General features: G+C 74.1%; 15 protein-coding genes and 1 pseudogene. 8 read left to right on the top strand and 8 right to left on the bottom strand.

Features of this window, described 5'->3' with window-relative positions; genetic code table 11:
• Positions 1–35 precede the first annotated feature (35 nt).
• A complete protein-coding gene (locus BCL65_RS03015; RefSeq protein WP_106264966.1) occupies positions 36–707 on the top strand; it encodes a potassium channel family protein in 672 nt (223 codons plus the stop codon).
• Between the two features lie 57 nt (positions 708–764).
• Here BCL65_RS03015 and BCL65_RS03010 read toward each other — a convergent pair whose 3' ends face one another.
• The 5 genes and pseudogenes from BCL65_RS03010 to BCL65_RS02990 all read right to left on the bottom strand — a co-directional run bounded on the left by BCL65_RS03010 (position 765) and on the right by BCL65_RS02990 (position 4,329).
• Positions 765–1,481, bottom strand: a complete 717-nt coding sequence (locus BCL65_RS03010; protein WP_106264964.1) for an ABC transporter permease — start codon at positions 1,479–1,481, stop codon at positions 765–767.
• A 236-nt stretch (positions 1,482–1,717) separates the two neighbouring features.
• Positions 1,718–2,227: pseudogene (locus BCL65_RS03005) on the bottom strand (ABC transporter ATP-binding protein); the annotation flags it as partial.
• Between the two features lie 40 nt (positions 2,228–2,267).
• Positions 2,268–2,870 carry a TetR/AcrR family transcriptional regulator gene (locus tag BCL65_RS03000; RefSeq protein ID WP_106264961.1) on the bottom strand — a complete coding sequence of 201 codons (603 nt, stop codon included), beginning with the start codon at positions 2,868–2,870 and terminating at the stop codon, positions 2,268–2,270.
• 11 nt (positions 2,871–2,881) lie between these two features.
• Complete coding sequence (proC, locus tag BCL65_RS02995; RefSeq protein WP_106264959.1) at positions 2,882–3,709, bottom strand: pyrroline-5-carboxylate reductase; 828 nt, start codon at positions 3,707–3,709, stop codon at positions 2,882–2,884.
• Between the two features lie 11 nt (positions 3,710–3,720).
• On the bottom strand, positions 3,721–4,329 hold the full coding sequence (locus tag BCL65_RS02990) for a hypothetical protein (RefSeq protein WP_125206483.1): 609 nt from the start codon (positions 4,327–4,329) through the stop codon (positions 3,721–3,723).
• 169 nt (positions 4,330–4,498) lie between these two features.
• Here BCL65_RS02990 and radA point away from each other — a divergent pair, with 169 nt between their 5' ends.
• A complete protein-coding gene (radA, locus tag BCL65_RS02985; protein ID WP_243400808.1) occupies positions 4,499–5,944 on the top strand; it encodes a DNA repair protein RadA in 1,446 nt (481 codons plus the stop codon).
• 9 nt (positions 5,945–5,953) lie between these two features.
• A complete protein-coding gene (disA, locus tag BCL65_RS02980; RefSeq protein WP_106264955.1) occupies positions 5,954–7,039 on the top strand; it encodes a DNA integrity scanning diadenylate cyclase DisA in 1,086 nt (361 codons plus the stop codon).
• 3 nt (positions 7,040–7,042) lie between these two features.
• On the opposite strand, the gene BCL65_RS02975 is transcribed toward disA, so the two are convergent.
• Positions 7,043–8,368, bottom strand: coding sequence for a hypothetical protein (locus BCL65_RS02975; RefSeq protein WP_106264953.1), 1,326 nt, complete (start codon positions 8,366–8,368; stop codon positions 7,043–7,045).
• Between the two features lie 116 nt (positions 8,369–8,484).
• On the opposite strand from BCL65_RS02975, the gene BCL65_RS02970 reads away from it, so the two are divergent.
• On the top strand, positions 8,485–9,363 hold the full coding sequence (locus BCL65_RS02970) for an A/G-specific adenine glycosylase (protein ID WP_106264951.1): 879 nt from the start codon (positions 8,485–8,487) through the stop codon (positions 9,361–9,363).
• A 4-nt stretch (positions 9,364–9,367) separates the two neighbouring features.
• Here BCL65_RS02970 and BCL65_RS02965 read toward each other — a convergent pair whose 3' ends face one another.
• Positions 9,368–9,877 (bottom strand): amino-acid N-acetyltransferase, encoded by a 510-nt coding sequence (locus BCL65_RS02965; RefSeq protein ID WP_106264949.1) that lies wholly within the window; start codon positions 9,875–9,877, stop codon positions 9,368–9,370.
• 32 nt (positions 9,878–9,909) lie between these two features.
• Complete coding sequence (locus tag BCL65_RS02960) at positions 9,910–10,869, bottom strand: sugar-binding transcriptional regulator (protein ID WP_106264947.1); 960 nt, start codon at positions 10,867–10,869, stop codon at positions 9,910–9,912.
• Positions 10,870–10,979: 110 nt separating this feature from the next.
• Between BCL65_RS02960 and BCL65_RS02955 the strand changes: the two genes are divergently transcribed.
• The 4 genes from BCL65_RS02955 (at position 10,980) to BCL65_RS02940 (ending at position 16,387) form a co-directional block, all read left to right on the top strand.
• Positions 10,980–12,725 (top strand): glycerol-3-phosphate dehydrogenase/oxidase, encoded by a 1,746-nt coding sequence (locus BCL65_RS02955; RefSeq protein WP_106264945.1) that lies wholly within the window; start codon positions 10,980–10,982, stop codon positions 12,723–12,725.
• 97 nt (positions 12,726–12,822) lie between these two features.
• The gene (locus BCL65_RS02950; RefSeq protein ID WP_106264944.1) at positions 12,823–13,557 is read left to right on the top strand and encodes an MIP/aquaporin family protein; all 735 of its coding nucleotides are present in this window, start codon (positions 12,823–12,825) and stop codon (positions 13,555–13,557) included.
• Between the two features lie 49 nt (positions 13,558–13,606).
• The gene (gene glpK, locus BCL65_RS02945; RefSeq protein WP_106264942.1) at positions 13,607–15,124 is read left to right on the top strand and encodes a glycerol kinase GlpK; all 1,518 of its coding nucleotides are present in this window, start codon (positions 13,607–13,609) and stop codon (positions 15,122–15,124) included.
• A 105-nt stretch (positions 15,125–15,229) separates the two neighbouring features.
• A complete protein-coding gene (locus tag BCL65_RS02940) occupies positions 15,230–16,387 on the top strand; it encodes an FAD-dependent monooxygenase (protein ID WP_106264940.1) in 1,158 nt (385 codons plus the stop codon).
• Position 16,388 lies beyond the last annotated feature (1 nt).

Genomic DNA, 16,388 nt, shown 5'->3' with positions numbered 1-16,388 from the left:
GGGGCGACCGGGTGACGGGAACGAGAGAGGAAACCGTGGCAGACAAGAAGGCATCGGAGCGAGATGCCGGCGTGCTCGTCATCGGGCTCGGCCGGTTCGGCTCGTCCATCGCGACGACGCTCGACCGGCTCGGCCAGGACGTCCTGGCGGTGGAGAGCGACGACCGCCTGGTGGCCCAGTGGTCCGGGCGGCTCCCGGTCGTGGAGGCGGACGCCTCCAACCCGGAGGCCCTCGAGCAGCTCGGCGCACGGGACTTCGGCGTCGTGGTGGTGGGCGTGGGGACCCAGCTGGAGGCGTCGGTGCTCATCACGGGCAACCTCGTGGACCTCGGCACGCCGCAGATCTGGGCCAAGGCGGTGTCGGCGGAGCACGGCCGCATCCTGACGCGCATCGGCGCGCACCACGTCGTCTTCCCGGAGTCGGACGCGGGCTCGCGCGTGGCGCACCTGGTGAGCGGCAAGATGCTCGACTACATCGAGGTCGAGGACGGGTTCACGATCGTCAAGATGCGCCCCCCGCGCGAGATGCAGGGCTTCACGCTGGCGCAGTCGGACATCCGCAAGAAGTACGGCGTCACGGTCATCGGCGTGAAGTCCCCGGGCATCGACTTCACCTACGCGACCCCGGAGACGCGCGTCAGCGCCAACGACCTGCTGGTCTGCTCCGGGCACGCGGACCTGCTGGAACGGTTCTCGGCGCGGTCCTGACGCCGTCGGCCCGGCGGCGCCGCGGCGGCCTGCCCGCCGCGGCGCCGCGCGGGAGGCTCACGGCGTCCGACGGCGCAGCGTGACGATGCCCAGCACGACGGCGCCCACGATGAAGGCGGCCGTCACCCCGACGGACCCGGCGACGTCCGCCCACTCGGCGCCCACGGCGATCTGCTGCATGGCGTCGACCGCGTAGGTCAGCGGGAAGGCTCGCGAGATCCACTCGAGCACCTCGGGCATCTCGTCGCGCGGCATGAGCAGCCCGCACACGATGAGCTGCGGGAAGATGGTCGCGGGCATCAGCTGCACGGCCTGGAACTCGGTGCGGGCGAGCGCGGACGCGGCGAGGCCGAGGCAGCATCCCAGGACCGCGTTGAGCAGCGCGACCACCACGACCAGCCAGAGCGGTCCGGCGACGTCCATCCCGACGAGCAGCGCGAAGCCGACCACGACGAGCGCCTGCAGGAGCGCGAGGCCGCCGAACGCCAGCGCGTAGCCGCCGACGAGGTCGCCCTTGCGCACCGGCGTGGTCATGAGCCGTTCCAGCGTGCCGGACTGCCGTTCGCGCAGCGTGGCGACGCTCGTGACCAGGAACATGACGATGAGGGGGAAGATCCCGACGAGCAGCGGCCCGAACTGGTCGAGCACGGGCGTGCCCTCGAACATCCAGGCGATCAGCCCGAGCAGGAGGCACGGCAGCACGAGGATCAGCGCGACGGTGCGGCGGTCGCCGCGCAGCTGACCGAGCACGCGCCCGGCGGTGGTGAGCATCATCGGGCCTCCTGGGTCGCACGGTCGATGAGCACGAGGAACGCGCGCTCGGCGTCGGGTGCCCCCGTGGTGGCGAGGAGCTCGTCCGGCGTGGTGTCGGCGACGAGCGCACCGTCGCGCAGGAGCAGCAGGCGGTCGCACTGCGTGGCCTCGTCCATGACGTGGCTGGAGACCAGCAGGGTGCGGCCCTCGGCGGCGAGCGTGCGGAACGTGGCCCACAGGTCGCGGCGCAGCACGGGGTCGAGGCCGACGGTCGGCTCGTCGAGGACGAGCACGTCGGGGTCGCCCACCAGCGCGGCGGCGAGGGACACGCGGGACCGCTCCCCGCCGGACAGCGTCCCGACGACCTGCCTCTCGTGCCCGCCCAGGTCCACGGTGGCGACGGCCCCCGCGACGGCGGCCTCAGCGTCCGACGGCGGCAGCCCGGACAACCGCGCGAAGTACCGCAGGTTCTGGGCGACGGTGAGGTCGGTGTAGACGGACGCGGCCTGCGTCACGTACCCGACGCGCCGTCGCAGCGCCGCGGTCCCGGCGGGCTCGCCGAGCACGGTCACCTCGCCCGCGACGTGGTCCTGGACGCCGACGAGGGCACGCATGAGCGTGGTCTTGCCGGAGCCGGAGGGGCCGAGGAGGCCGATCACCTGCCCGGCGGGGACCTCCAGGTCGAGGCCGTCGACGACCGTGCGCCCGCCGCGCTCCACGACCAGTCCGCGCGTCCGCAGCGCCGGCCCGGTCCAGTTTTTCTCCATGTGGTGAATTCTGCTCCTGCCGGCCCGCCGGCGCAAGAGGTCAGGCCAGATCCCCGGCGAGGTAGCGCTGCACGTTCGGCCCGACCAGGCGCGCGACCTCGTCCGCCGGCATCGACGCGAGCGGGTCGATCGGCACCAGGTAGCGCGTGAGGAGCAGGCCGGCGACCTGGGAGGCGACCAGGGAGCTGCGCCGGCGGGCGTCCGCCACCCCGAGCCGTTCGACGATGGGGCCCAGGACCTCCGCCCCCAGGAAGCCCGGCAGCAGGCCGCGCAGCCCCGGGTCGGCCATCACGGCCGGCAGCACGAGCCGCACCGTCGCTCCCTCGTCGCCGTCCCAGAGCCCCAGCACGCCCCGGACCAGCCGCTCCCCCAGCCCCTCGACCGGTCCGGCCAGCACCTGGTGGACCATCGCGGCCGGGTCGACGGGCGCGATGCCCAGCGTGGCCGTCAGCAGCTCCCGCTTGCCGGCGAACCAGTGCCGCACCGTGCCCGGGTCCACGCCCGCCCGCCGCGCGACCCCCCGCACCGAGACCGCGTCGTAGCCGCGCTCGAGGAACTCCGCCCGGGCCGCGTCGAGCACCTGGGCACGCGTCTCCTGACCGGCCGGGCGCCGCCCGCGCCGGGGGGCGTCGTCATCGGTCACGGGGACCCGCCTCAGCCGAGCTCGGCGGCCAGCTCGCGGGACCGGTCGCGCGCCGCCTCCAGGGCGTTGAGGAACGCGGACCGCACCCCGCCGTCGTCCAGCCGCTTGAGCGCCTGGACGGTGGTGCCGCCGGGCGAGGAGACCTTCTCGCGCAGGATCGCCGGGTGCTCACCCGTCTCGGCGAGGAGCCGGCCGGAGCCGAGCACGGTCTGCACGGCCAGCCGCCGCGCGACGTCGCGCGGCAGGCCCATGAGCACCCCGGCCTCGGCCATCGCGTCGACGACGTAGAACACGTACGCGGGCCCCGACCCGGCGAGCGCCCCGAACGCGTCGATCTCCTTCTCGGCGATCCGCACGGTCTCGCCGGTGCCGGCGAGCAGCGCCTCGACGAGCGCGACGTCCGCCTCCGCCGTCGTCGGGCCCGCGACGACGGCGGTCACCCCGGCACCCACCTGCGCGGGCGTGTTCGGCATGGTCCGCACCACCGGCTGCCCCGCGGGCAGGTGACGCGCGTAGAGCGACAGCGGCAGCCCGACGGCGACGCTCACGACGACGGCGTCCGGCTCCAGGGCTCCCGCCACGGCGTCGAGCATCGCGGCGACGTCCTTCGGCTTGACGCCGACCACGACGACGCGCGCCCCGGTGACGGCCTCGGCGTTGTCCGCCGTCGTGGTCACCCCGTACCGCTCGGCGAGCTCGGCGCCACGCTCGGGCCGCCGGGCGGTGGCGACGACGTCGGACGGCGCCAGCCCGGAGCCGAGGGCTCCCGCGAGGACGGCCTCGGCCATGGTGCCGGTGCCGAGGAACGCGACCCTGGTTCCGGCGATCTGCGTGGTCATGTGCTCTCCTGTCACAGCGGGAAGGCCTGGTAGAAGTCCTGGACGAGCTGCTCCGGACCGCGCGCCTGGAGGACGACCGTGTCGTTGCGCCAGGTGACGACGGACGTGCCGGGCTGCTCGCCGGGGGTCACGGCGTACGTGCCCACGACCTCGCCGCCGACCGTCACGTCGCCCTCGGCGGTGGTGTCCCCCGCGGCCTCCAGGAGCGCACCGTGCACCTCGCCGGCGGCGTCGGCGTCGGCCCACTGCCCGACCCGGAACGCGACCTCCGCGCCGCCGTCGGACCCGTCGCCGTAGGTGAGGCCCCACGCCTCGACCGCCTCCGTGTCCTCCTCGAACCCGGTGTCCTCGGCGGCCTCGAGACGCACGAGCTGCAGCACGGAGCCCGGCATGGAGGACAGGAGCTCGGTGGCGTCCTCGGGCAGGTCGGCGGGCTCGGCCGTCGGGGTGGGCGGGGCGGCCGTGACGGTGACGTCCGGCAGCGGCTCCGCCTCCTGGCGGGCGAAACCGGGCCACACGAACGCGGTCACGACGGCGACGGCGGCGATCACCACCAGCGCGACGACCAGTCCGATCTTGCGGCGGCGGACGGCGGCGGCCCGCGAGCTCCTCTGATGCACCTTGTCCCCCGGGGTCCGGAATCCCGGGGACATGTACCCGGGCCTCTGGTCGACCATCGACGTCCTCCTGGTTGCTCCCGCCACCTCCGGCGCTGCCGACGGCGGCGTCGCGCAGCAGCCTACGGCCTGGTGCCGCCCGGTGTCGGTAGCGGCGCCTAGCGTGACGTCCGTGAGCTCCACGACCTCTGCGCGCACGCGCGCCTCGAAGTCCTCCCGTCCGGCCTTCCGCTGCAGCGCGTGCGGATGGACCACCGCGAAGTGGGTCGGTCGCTGCGGCGAGTGCCAGGAGTGGGGCACGGTCGCCGAGGAGGGCCCGGCCTCGGCGGGTCCGCGCACGACGGCGGTCAACCCGGTGCGCTCGGCCGCCCGGCCGATCGCGGAGATCGACGTCGACGCGGCCCGTGCCACCCCGACGGGTGTGGAGGAGCTGGACCGGGTCCTCGGCGGCGGGCTCGTCCCGGGAGCGGTCGTGCTGCTCGCCGGGGAGCCCGGTGTGGGCAAGTCGACGCTGCTGCTCTCCGTCGCCTCGAACGCGGCTCGGGGGGCGGACGGCGTGGCGCGTCCGGTGCTCTACGTGACGGGCGAGGAATCGGCCGGTCAGGTGCGGCTGCGCGCCGAGCGGATCGGCGCGCTGGCCGACACCCTGCTGCTGGCGGCGGAGACGGACCTCGCGACGGTGCTCGGGCACCTGGAGGCGGCGGACCCTGCGCTGCTGGTCGTCGACTCGGTGCAGACGATCGCGTCCGCGGAGGTCGACGGGGCGCCGGGCGGCGTCAGCCAGGTGCGCGAGGTCGCGGGTGCCCTCATCGCCGCCGCGAAGGCACGGCAGGTGCCCGTCCTCCTGGTCGGCCACGTCACGAAGGACGGCACCGTCGCCGGTCCGCGCACCCTCGAGCACCTGGTCGACGTGGTGTGCCAGTTCGAGGGCGACCGGCACTCGCGGCTCCGGATGGTGCGCGCGGTGAAGAACCGGTTCGGCCCCACGGACGAGGTCGGCTGCTTCGACCTCTCGGAGTCCGGGATCGTGGGGCTGAGCGACCCGAGCGGGTTGTTCCTGTCCCACCTGGGCGCGGGCGTCCCCGGCACCTGCGTCACGGTGACGTTGGAAGGCCGGCGCCCGCTCGCGCTGGAGATCCAGTCGCTCGTGGCGCCCTCACCGCTGGCCAACCCGCGCCGCGCCACCAGCGGCGTGGAGTCGCAGCGGCTCGCCATGATCCTCGCCGTGCTGCACCGGCACGCCGGCCTGCGGCTGGCCGACTCCGACGTGTACGCCTCCACCATCGGCGGCGCCCGGGTCACCGAGCCCGCCGCCGACCTGGCCACCGCCCTGGCCATCGTCTCGGCCCGGACCGGCGACGCGCTGCCCGCGGGCACCGTCGCGCTCGGCGAGGTCGGTCTCGCCGGTGACATCCGCCCCGTCACCGGGCTGGAGCGCCGCCTCACCGAGGCCGCACGCCTCGGGTTCACCCGGGCCGTCGTCCCCGCCGGTACGGCCGCCAAGGCGCCGGCCGGGCTCCGCCTGGCCGAGGCCCGGCACATCGCCGAGGCCGTGGAGCTCGCGGCCCAGGGGGACGCGGCGCGGACGGCCCCGCGCCGCGGGGACCATCCGTCGTAGAATGCCCAGGTGGCTCCCTCCAACGCGCACCCCGACGCCCTGCTGCGGGAGACCCTCGCCGCCGTCGCCCCCGGCACCGAGCTGCGCGACGGCCTGGAACGGATCCTGCGGGGCCGCACCGGTGCGCTGATCGTCCTCGGGCTGGACAAGACGGTCGAGGAGATCTGCTCCGGCGGGTTCGAGCTCGACGTCGAGTTCTCGGCGACCCGCCTGCGCGAGCTGTCGAAGATGGACGGCGCCGTGGTGCTCGACCGTGACGCCACCCGCATCCGCCGTGCCGCGGTGCAGCTCCTGCCGGACCCGACGATCGAGACCAGCGAGTCCGGCACGCGTCACCGCACCGCGGAACGGGTGGCCAAGCAGACCGGCCTGCCGATCGTCTCGGTGAGCCAGTCGATGCGCATCGTCGCCATCTACATCGGCGGGATGCGGCACGTCCTCGAGGACTCGGACACGATCCTGGGCCGCGCCAACCAGGCCCTCGCCACGCTGGAGCGGTACCGCTCCCAGCTCGACGAGGTCTCCGGGACCCTGTCCGCGCTGGAGATCGAGGACCTGGTCACGATCCGCGACGTCTGCGCCGTGGTGCAGCGCCTGGAGATGGTCCGCCGGATCTCCGACGAGATCGACGGCTACGTCGTCGAGCTCGGCACCGACGGCCGCCTCCTCGCCCTGCAGCTCGACGAGCTGCTCGGCGGCATCGGTGCCGACCGGGACTTCGTCGTGCGCGACTACGTGGACGTGGACCGCTCGGGCCGCAGCATCCAGGACGTCCACGCGGACCTGGCCGCGCTCGACTCGGCGCAGCTGCTCGACCTGTCCCAGATCGCCCGCGTCCTCGCCCTGCCCGGTGGCGGTGTCGCGCTCGACGCCGCGGTCGCGCCGCACGGGTACCGGCTGCTGTCCAAGGTGCCCCGCCTGCCGACGTCGATCATCGACCGGCTGGTCGCCCACTTCGGCGGGCTGCAGAAGCTCCTCGCGGCGAGCGCGGAGGACCTCATGGGCGTCGACGGCGTCGGGGACCAGCGGGCCCGCGCGGTGCGCGAGGGCCTGTCCCGCCTCGCGGAGTCGAGCATCCTCGAGCGGTACGTGTAGGACTCAGTCCTTCTTCTCGTGGTCCTCGGCCGCCGGGTCCGTCTCGTCGGCCTTCTTCTCGGTCTTCTTCTCGTCCGCCGGCCCGTCGGCCTGCTCGTCCGTCGGCTCGTCGGCCTGCTCGTCCGCCTTCCCGGACGCCTCGGGAGCAGGTTCCTCCGCGGGCGGCTCCGCCACCGTCAGCGTCACCGGCTCCCCGGCCGCCTCGGGGACGTCGCCCAGGACGATCTCGGCCGTGTAGTCGCCGGCCGGCACGCGCTCGCGCTTGCCCTCGCACCCGGGAGCGGACGTCGAGCCGCTCCAGCGGACCGTCGTGTCCCAGGGGTCACCGACCCCCAGCAGCAGGTCGGCACCGCCACCACCACCGCAGTCGGCGGAGGACCACACCCGCTCCCCCTCGGCGTCGCTCACCACCACCTGCATGCTGGAGGAGCGGCCGTCCAGCAGGCACGGCATGCGGCCCTCGTTGGTCACGCGCAGCGTCAACGGCACGACGTCCCCGTCGGCCAGCGTGGTCGCCCCCGCGGAGAGGTCCAGGGCGACGGCGCTCGCGGTGCAGGTGTCGGCGGGCCCGGAGAGGTTGAGCGGCTCAGGCGGTGCCGCCTTGTCCGCGGTGAGGTCCGGGCGCGGGTCGGGCCACAGGTCGCGCACGCCGTCGACCGCCCGGCCGATGCCGTAGCCGGCGGCCGTTCCCAGCCCGACGAGGAGCCCGGCGCAGAGCAGCACCAGGAGCGCGCCGTTGCGCAGCGAGCGCCGACGGCGGAGCTGGGCCGCCGTCGGCTTCCTCGGCCGCCGCTGCGGTGCCTGGCGAGGTGCCGGCCGCTGCCGGGGGCGCGGCGTGGAGCCGGGGGCGACGAGACCGTTCGTGGTCACCGTGCGGGCGGAGGAACCTCCGGTCGAGCGACCGGCCGACGACCGCCGCGCACCCCCCTGCGGTGCCGCCTTGCGCGAGCCCGTGGACGTCCGGGGCTGCTGCCGGCCTCCCGACCGCTGCCCGGACGACGCCTTCGGGGCCGGCTTCTTCGCCGCGGGCTTGCTCGGCGCGGACTTCTTCGGGGCCGGCTTCGTGGGCGCGGACTTCTTCGGTGCGGGCTTCTTGGCGGTGGTCTTGCTGGTGCTGGGCTTGCTGGTGGCGGCCGACTTCTTTGCGGCGGGCTGCGAGGCCGCGGGCTTCCTGGCGCCCTGCTGGCGTGCGGCCGAGGCCGAACCCGCCGACCCGCGGGCCGCCGTCGTGCGCTGCGAGGAACGCGACGACGACGAAGCCCGCGACGAGGACGACGCCCCTCCCCCGCGGGAGGAGCCCGCTCGACCCCGGTCCTTCGCTGCCGCCACTGCGCCCCGCCTCCTGGACATCTCTTCCCGGCGCCACGGTACGTCGTCCGGGGTACCGGGACACGCAGCCGCGCCGGGTCGGCGGCGTGCCCGGGCACCGGTGCGGACCAGGCACAATGGCTGCCGTGCAGGAGCTGGTCGAGCGGGTCACCGCGTGGTACGAGGACGCCGCCCGGGACCTCCCGTGGCGCGCCGCCGACCGGACGCCGTGGGGCGTGCTGGTCTCCGAGGTCATGCTGCAGCAGACGCCCGTGGTCCGGGTCGAGCCGGTGTGGCGCGCGTGGATGCAGCGCTGGCCGACCCCGGCGGACCTCGCCGCCGCACCCACGGCGGAGGTGCTGCGCGCCTGGGGCCGGCTCGGCTACCCGCGCCGTGCGCTGCGTCTCGCGGACTGCGCCCGGGCGGTCGTCGAGCGGCACGACGGCGAGGTCCCCGCCGACGAGGAGTCGCTGCGCGCGCTGCCCGGCGTCGGCGAGTACACCGCCGGCGCGGTGCGGGCGTTCGCGTTCGGGCGGCGGTCCGTCGTCGTGGACACGAACGTGCGCCGGGTCCAGGCCCGGGCCGTCACCGGCGTCGCGCTGCCCGCGCCGTCGTACACGGCGGCCGAGCGCGCCCTCGCGGCCTCCCTGGTGCCCGATGACGACGCCGCGGCTGCCGCCTGGGCCGCCGCCTCGATGGAGCTCGGCGCGCTCGTCTGCACCGCGCGGTCCCCGCGCTGCGACGCGTGCCCGCTGCGGGCGGTGTGCGCCTGGCGGCTCGCGGGGTTCCCGGCCGACGAGCACGCTGCCCGACGGCGGACCCAGGCCTGGGAGGGCACCGACCGGCAGGTGCGGGGCCGCGTCATGGCGGCGCTGCGGGGCGCTGACGCTCCCGTGCCCCGGGCGCTGCTGGCCGACGCCGGACCGGCCGGGCAGCTCGACCGCTGCCTGGCCGGGCTCGTCGAGGACGGCCTGGCGGAGACCGACGACGCCGGGCGCTACCTGCTGCCGGCATGATTCCCTAGAGCTCGAGCAGCATCCGGGTGTTGCCCAGAGTGTTCGGCTTCACGCGGGCCAGGTCGAGGAACTCGGCGACGCCGTCGTCGTGGGAGCGCAACAGCTCGGCGTAGACCTCGTGCGAGACCGGGGTCCCCTGGATCTCCTGGAAGCCGTGCGCGGCGAAGAACCCCACCTCGAACGTCAGGCAGAACAGCCGGCGCAGGCCCATCGCGCGGGCCCGTCCGACGAGCTCGGTGACGAGCGCGTGCCCGACCCCGCGTCCCGTCCAGGACGGGTCGACGGCCAGCGTCCGGATCTCGGCGACGTCCTCCCACATGACGTGCAGCGCGCCGCAGCCGATGACCCCGTGGTCGGGCCCGCCGTCGGCGACGACGAACTCCTGGACCGCCTCGTAGTAGCCGACCATCTCCTTGGCGAGCAGGATCCGCTCGGTGGCGTACGGCTCGACCAGCCGGCGCACGTCGCGGACGTCGGCGGGCAGTGCGGGGCGGACCGCGAAGCTCTCGGGCACGCGCCCACCCTATGACCGCCACGCACGAATGTTCAGGGCATGCCCTCGGCGTCGGCGAGCCGCACGGCCGTCATCTCGTCGATCACCAGGTCGGTCACGACGCCGGCCGCGAGCGCCGCCCGCAGCGGACCCACCTTGTTGTCCCCGGCCACGACGCAGAGCCGGCGCGGGATCCGGCGCAGCTGGTCCGGCGTCGGCCCGGTCGCCCGCGCGTTGATCGCGATGTCGCGGTAGGTGCCGTCGGGCCGCAGGAACACGGTGCACACGTCCCCGGCCACCCCGGCGCGGTCGAGCGTGGCGACGTCCTCGGGGTCCAGGTAGCCCGCCGAGTACACGTGGGACGGCACCCCGGTGAGCGCCCCGACCGAGAACACGGCCAGGTCCGTGCGGGACTGGAAGTCGAGGACGCGACGCACGGACCGCTCGCGCCACATGGCGGCGCGGGTCTCGGCGTAGTCGAAGAACGCCGGTACCGGGAAGTGGTGCACGTTGGCCTCGAAAGCCGCTCCGATCTGGTCGATCAGGCCGCCCGCGTAGCTCACGCCGGAGGTCCGGGTGTTGGCCGCGCCGTTGAGCTGCACCACCGAGGAGCCGCGGGTCGCCTTGTGCGTGAGGTGCTGGGCCACCGCCCCCAGGGTCGTACCCCAGGCGACGCCGAGCACCATGTCGGAGTCGTACCAGCGCGAGACGAGCCGCGCGGCGGTGCGGGCGACCTGGCCGAGCCGCTCGGCGTCGTCGGCCGAGTCCGCCACGGGCACCACGTACGCCTCGATGCCGTACCGCGAGACCAGCTCGCGCCCGAGCCCGGGGGCCCGGGAGTGGGCGGGGCGCAGCGTGATCTCGACGACGCCGGTGTCCCGCGCGCGCTTGAGGAGCCGCGACACCGTCGACCGCGACGTGCGCAGGTGCCGCGCGATCGACTCCATCTTCATGTCCTGGAGGTAGTACATGGTCGCGGCCATGACCATGTCGCGTTCCCGGGTGACCGTCACCTTCCCAGGGTGACGCAGGAACCTTCTTTTTGCACGTTCGTGCACCCAGGTTGCGAGAACGTTCCCGCAGTGCTGCTCTGGTGTCGTCCCCACCGAGAGGAGCACGACCGATGGCCTCCCGCCTCACCGCAGAGTCACGCACCCGGGCCCTGGCAGCCCTGGAGAGCTCGCAGGAACCCGCCACCGAGCTCGACGTGCTCGTCGTGGGCGGAGGCGTCACCGGCGCCGGCATCGCCCTGGACGCCGTCACCCGCGGGCTGTCCACCGCGATCGTCGAGGCGCAGGACTGGTCGGCCGGCACCTCCAGCTGGTCCAGCAAGCTCGTCCACGGCGGCCTGCGCTACCTCCAGATGCTCGACTTCTCGCTGGTCCACGAGGCCCTGACCGAGCGCGACCTCCTCCTCAAGCAGATCGCTCCGCACCTGGTCAAGCCCGTGCCGTTCCTCTACCCCCTCGAGCACCGGGTGTGGGAGCGGGCCTACGTCGGCGCCGGCATCGCCCTCTACGACACCCTGGCCGCGATCGCGCCCGGTCGCCGGGCCATGCCGCTCCACCGCCACCTCGGCCGCCGGCAGATCGCCCAGAAGTTCCCCGACCTGGCGCACGAGGCCGCCATCGGCGCCGTGCAGTACTGGGACGCGTCCGTGGACGACTCGCGCCTCGTGAGCACGCTCGTGCGCACCGCCGTCGACTACGGCGCCCACGCCGCGTCGCGCACCCAGGTGGTGGCCCTGACCAAGAGCGGCACCGGCGCCGTCAACGGCGCCGTCGTCGTCGACCTGGAGACGGGCCGCGAGATCAGCGTCCGCGCCCGGCACGTGATCAACGCGACCGGCGTGTGGACGGAGGACACCGAGGCGCTCGCCGGCGACGAGGGCGGCCTGCGGGTGCTCGCCTCCAAGGGCATCCACATCGTGGTGCCGCGCGAGCGCATCAAGGGCACGGTGGGTCTGATCCTGCAGACCGAGAAGTCGGTGCTGTTCATCATCCCGTGGTCGCGCTACTGGATCATCGGCACCACCGACACGCCGTGGGAGCAGGACCCCGTGCACCCCGTGGCCACCGCCGCCGACATCGACTACGTGCTGGACCACGCGAACGCCGTGCTGGCCCACCCGCTGACCCGGGAGGACATCATCGGCACGTACGCCGGCCTGCGGCCCCTGCTGCAGCCCGGGACCAAGGAGGGCACCGGCTCCTCCAAGGTGTCCCGTGAGCACACGGTGGCGTCCCCCGCCCCCGGCCTGACCGTCATCGCGGGCGGCAAGCTCACCACCTACCGGGTGATGGCCAAGGACGCGGTCGACTTCGCGATCGGCCAGCGGGCGCACGCGCTGCCGTCGGTCACGCACCAGATCCCCCTGGTCGGGGCCGTCGGGCTCTCCGCGGTGCGACGGCAGGCGCGGGCCTGGTCGCAGCGCTACCGCTGGAGCCCCGCGATGCTCGACCACCTGCTGCACCGCTACGGCTCGGCGCTGCGCGAGCTGGTCACCCTCTGCGAGGAGGACCTGTCGCTCGCCCGGCCGCTGGAGCACGCCCCGGCGTACCTGCGCGCGGAGATCCACTACGCCGTCAGCCACGAGGGCGCCCTGCACCTCGAGGACCTGCTCCTGCGCCGCACGCGCCTCGTCTACGAGGTGGCCGACAAGGGCCGGGCCGCCCTCGACGAGATCGCCGAGATCGTCGCACCGCTGCTCGGCTGGGACGAGGAGCAGAAGCAGGCCGAGATCGAGGCGTACCGGGCCCGCGCCGACGCCGAGGACGACGCCGCGCGGCAGCCGGACGACGGGTCCGCCGAGCAGGCACGGGCCCAGGCTCCCGACGTGGCTCCCATGCAGCCGCTGCGCGGCAGCTGACCGGCCGCCCGCCACGGCGCGGCCTCTCCACCCACTCGTACGGCCCCGGCGCCGCCGGGGCCACGACAACGAAGTCCGACAGAAGGTGAGTACGACAATGTCGTCAGGTGAGCTCTTCATCACCGAGTTCCTCGGCACGATGATCCTGCTGCTGGGTGGTGCCGGCGTCGTCGCCAACGTCATCCTGCCCAAGACCAAGGGGTTCAACGGTGGCTGGCTGCTGATCAACTTCGGCTGGGGCCTCGCGGTGTTCGCCGGTGTGTTCGTGGCCTTCAGCTCCGGTGCCCACATCAACCCGGCGGTGACCTTCGGGATCTGGGCCAGCGGCGCCTCCGAGTTCGGCCCCGGCATCCCGGTCAACGCGGCGAACGGGTTCATCTACATCTCGGCCCAGATGGCCGGCGCCGCCGTCGGGTCCGCCGTGGCGTTCCTCGCCTACAAGAAGCACTTCGACGAGGAGGCGCCGCCCGCCACCAAGCTCGCGGTCTTCTCGACCGGGCCGGAGATCCGCTCCTACGGGTGGAACTTCGTGACCGAGGTGGTCGGCACGTTCTTCCTCGTCTTCCTCGTGCTGTCGTTCGGCAACTGGCCGGGTGACATGGGACCGCTCGCCGTGGCCCTCATCGTGGTCGGCATCGGCGCCAGCCTCGGTGGCCCCACCGGGTACGCCATCAACCCGGCACGTGACCTCGGCCCGCGGATCGCGCACGCCCTGCTGCCCATCAAGGGCAAGGGGTCCAGCGACTGGGGGTACTCCTGGGTCCCCGTCCTCGGCCCGATCGTCGGCGGCGTCCTCGGTGGCCTGCTCGCCCCCGCGGTGGCCTTCGGCTGACCCGCCGCGCAGCCTCTTCCCCTGAACACGTCAAGCAAAGGAGCACACCATGGCGGACTACGTCCTCGCCATCGACCAGGGCACGACGAGCTCGCGTGCCATCATCTTCGACCACTCGGGCCGCAGCGTCTCGACGGGCCAGATCGAGCACGACCAGATCTTCCCCCGGGCCGGCTGGGTGGAGCACAACGCCGAGCAGATCTGGAACAACGTCCGTGAGGTCGTGGGCCTGGCCCTGACCCGCGGCAACATCTCCCACGAGGACCTCGCGGCCGTCGGCATCACCAACCAGCGCGAGACCGCCGTCGTGTGGGACAAGAACACCGGCAAGCCGGTGTACAACGCGATCGTCTGGCAGGACACCCGCACCCAGGCGATCGTCGACGAGCTCGGCGGCGACGAGGGCCCCGACAAGTACAAGTCGGTCGTCGGCCTGCCGCTGGCGACCTACTTCTCCGGGCCCAAGATCAAGTGGATCCTCGACAACGTCGACGGGGCGCGCGAGGCCGCGGAGCGCGGGGACCTGCTGTTCGGCAACACCGACACGTGGGTGCTGTGGAACATGACGGGCGGGACCGAAGGCGGCGTGCACGTCACCGACGTCACCAACGCCTCGCGCACCATGCTCATGGACCTCGACACCCTGAGCTGGCGTGAGGACATCGCTGCCGACATGGGCATCCCGCTGTCGATGCTGCCCGAGATCCGCTCCTCGTCCGAGGTGTACGGCCGGGGCCGTCCGCGCGGGATGGTGCCCGGCGTGCCGATCGCCGGCATCCTCGGCGACCAGCAGGCCGCCACCTTCGGGCAGGCGTGCTTCGAGGTCGGCACCGCCAAGAACACGTACGGCACCGGCAACTTCATGCTGCTCAACACCGGTACCGAGAAGGTGCCGTCGGAGAACGGGCTGCTCACCACGGTCTGCTACAAGATCGGTGACGCCGACGCCGTCTACGCCCTCGAGGGGTCCATCGCGGTGACCGGGTCCCTGGTCCAGTGGCTCCGGGACAACCTCGGGCTGTTCTCCGACGCTCCGGACGTCGAGTACTACGCGCGCAAGGTCGAGAACAACGGCGGCGCGTACTTCGTGCCGGCGTTCTCCGGCCTGTTCGCCCCGTACTGGCGCCCGGACGCCCGCGGCGCGCTGGTCGGCCTGACCCGGTACGTCGACCGCAACCACATCGCCCGCGCGGCCCTCGAGGCCACGGCGTACCAGACCCGCGAGGTCATGGACGCGATGAACGCGGACTCGGGGGTGGACCTCACCGAGCTCAAGGTCGACGGCGGCATGGTGGCCAACGAGCTGCTCATGCAGTTCCAGGCCGACCAGCTCGGCGTCGACGTCGTCCGCCCCGAGGTCGCCGAGACGACGGCGCTGGGCGCCGCCTACGCGGCCGGCATCGCGGTCGGGTTCTGGCAGGGCGAGTCCGACGTCACCGAGAACTGGGTCGAGGGCAAGCGCTGGACCCCGTCCATGCCCGAGGACGAGCGCGAGCGCCTCTACCGGCAGTGGAAGAAGGCCGTCACGAAGACCTTCGACTGGGTGGACGAGGACTCCGGCGAGTAGCACGACCGGTCGAGGGGACGCCGCGCTCGGCGTCCCCTCGACCGTGGCACGAAGGTCGCACGACCGGGCGTCGACCCCACGCCGCCCGTGCCCGATGATCGGACCATGACAACGACGAGGAGCGCCGTCGTCGTCGGCGCCGGCATCGGTGGCCTCACCGCCGCGGTCGCTCTGCGGCGCCGCGGCTGGGACGTGAGCGTGCTCGAGCGGGCCGCATCGCTCGAGCCGGTCGGTGCGGGGATCGCGCTCGCCCCCAACGCCCTGCGGGCGCTCGAGGCCGTCGGGGCCGGGGACCGCGTGCACGGGCTGGCGTCCCTGCAGGGCGCGGTCGGCATCCGCCGGCCCGACGGCGCCTGGCTGGTCCGCGGTGACACCACCATGGCAGGGGCCGGGTCGACCGTGCTCCTGCACCGCGCGCAGCTCGTGTCGCTGCTCACCGACGAGCTCCCGGGCGCGGCCCTCCGCCTCGGGGCCGAGGTCACCGGGGTGGTCGCCGGCGGCCCGACCGAGACCGCGACGGTCACGACCCGTGACCACACCTGGCACGCCGACCTCGTCGTCGCCGCGGACGGCATCGACTCCCCCATGCGTGCGGTGCTCTTCCCGGACCATCCCGGCCCCGCGTACACCGGCGTGACCGCGTGGCGGTTCGTCAGCGCCGAGCCCGCCCCCGTCGAGCTGGCGGAGACCTGGGGGCGCGGCGCCGTCGTCGGCCTCATGCCGCTCGCCGACGGGCGGGTCTACGGGTACCTCACGGCCACCGCGCCGCCGGGCACCCGCTCGCACGACGAGGCCGCGGAGCTGCGCCGGCGGTTCGCCGGGTGGCACGACCCGCTCGACCAGCTGCTCGGCGCCCTGGAGCCGGGGCAGGTCCTGCACCACGACCTGCGGTGGCTGCGGACCCCTCTGCCGCGCTACGACGTCGGGCGCGTGGCGTTCGTCGGGGACGCGGCGCACGCCATGACCCCGAACCTGGGGCAGGGCGGCGCCCAGGCGATCGAGGACGCGGTGGTGCTGGCCGCCACGGTGGACGCCGCGGGACCCGACCGGGTCGAGGCTGCCCTGGCGTCCTACACCGACCAGCGCCGCGACCGGACCCGCAGGATCGCGCGCACCTCCGCGCGCGTCGGCGCCGTCACCCGGTGGCGCTCGCCCGTGGCCGTGGGCCTGCGCGACCTTGGCCTGCGCACGGTAGGCCGGTGGGCGATGCCGCGGGCCGCGAAGGGGCTCGAGAGCATCCTCGGATGGCGTCCACCGGCGTGAC

This window comes from Isoptericola halotolerans, from assembly GCF_003003075.1.
GTDB classification, from domain to species: domain Bacteria; phylum Actinomycetota; class Actinomycetes; order Actinomycetales; family Cellulomonadaceae; genus Isoptericola; species Isoptericola halotolerans_A.
Note: the sequence above shows the minus strand (reverse complement) of the source record. Positions and strands in the feature narration are given on the sequence as shown.

Excerpts from the sequence above, each read along its gene's own strand:
- BCL65_RS03010 (WP_106264964.1), bottom strand. The coding sequence starts at position 1,481 with ATGATGCTCACCACCGCCGGGCGCGTGCTCGGTCAGCTGCGCGGCGAC.
- proC (WP_106264959.1), bottom strand. The coding sequence starts at position 3,709 with ATGACCACGCAGATCGCCGGAACCAGGGTCGCGTTCCTCGGCACCGGC.
- BCL65_RS02970 (WP_106264951.1), top strand. The coding sequence starts at position 8,485 with ATGGCTGCCGTGCAGGAGCTGGTCGAGCGGGTCACCGCGTGGTACGAG.
- BCL65_RS02955 (WP_106264945.1), top strand. The coding sequence starts at position 10,980 with ATGGCCTCCCGCCTCACCGCAGAGTCACGCACCCGGGCCCTGGCAGCC.
- BCL65_RS02950 (WP_106264944.1), top strand. The coding sequence starts at position 12,823 with ATGTCGTCAGGTGAGCTCTTCATCACCGAGTTCCTCGGCACGATGATC.
- glpK (WP_106264942.1), top strand. The coding sequence starts at position 13,607 with ATGGCGGACTACGTCCTCGCCATCGACCAGGGCACGACGAGCTCGCGT.
- BCL65_RS02940 (WP_106264940.1), top strand. The coding sequence starts at position 15,230 with ATGACAACGACGAGGAGCGCCGTCGTCGTCGGCGCCGGCATCGGTGGC.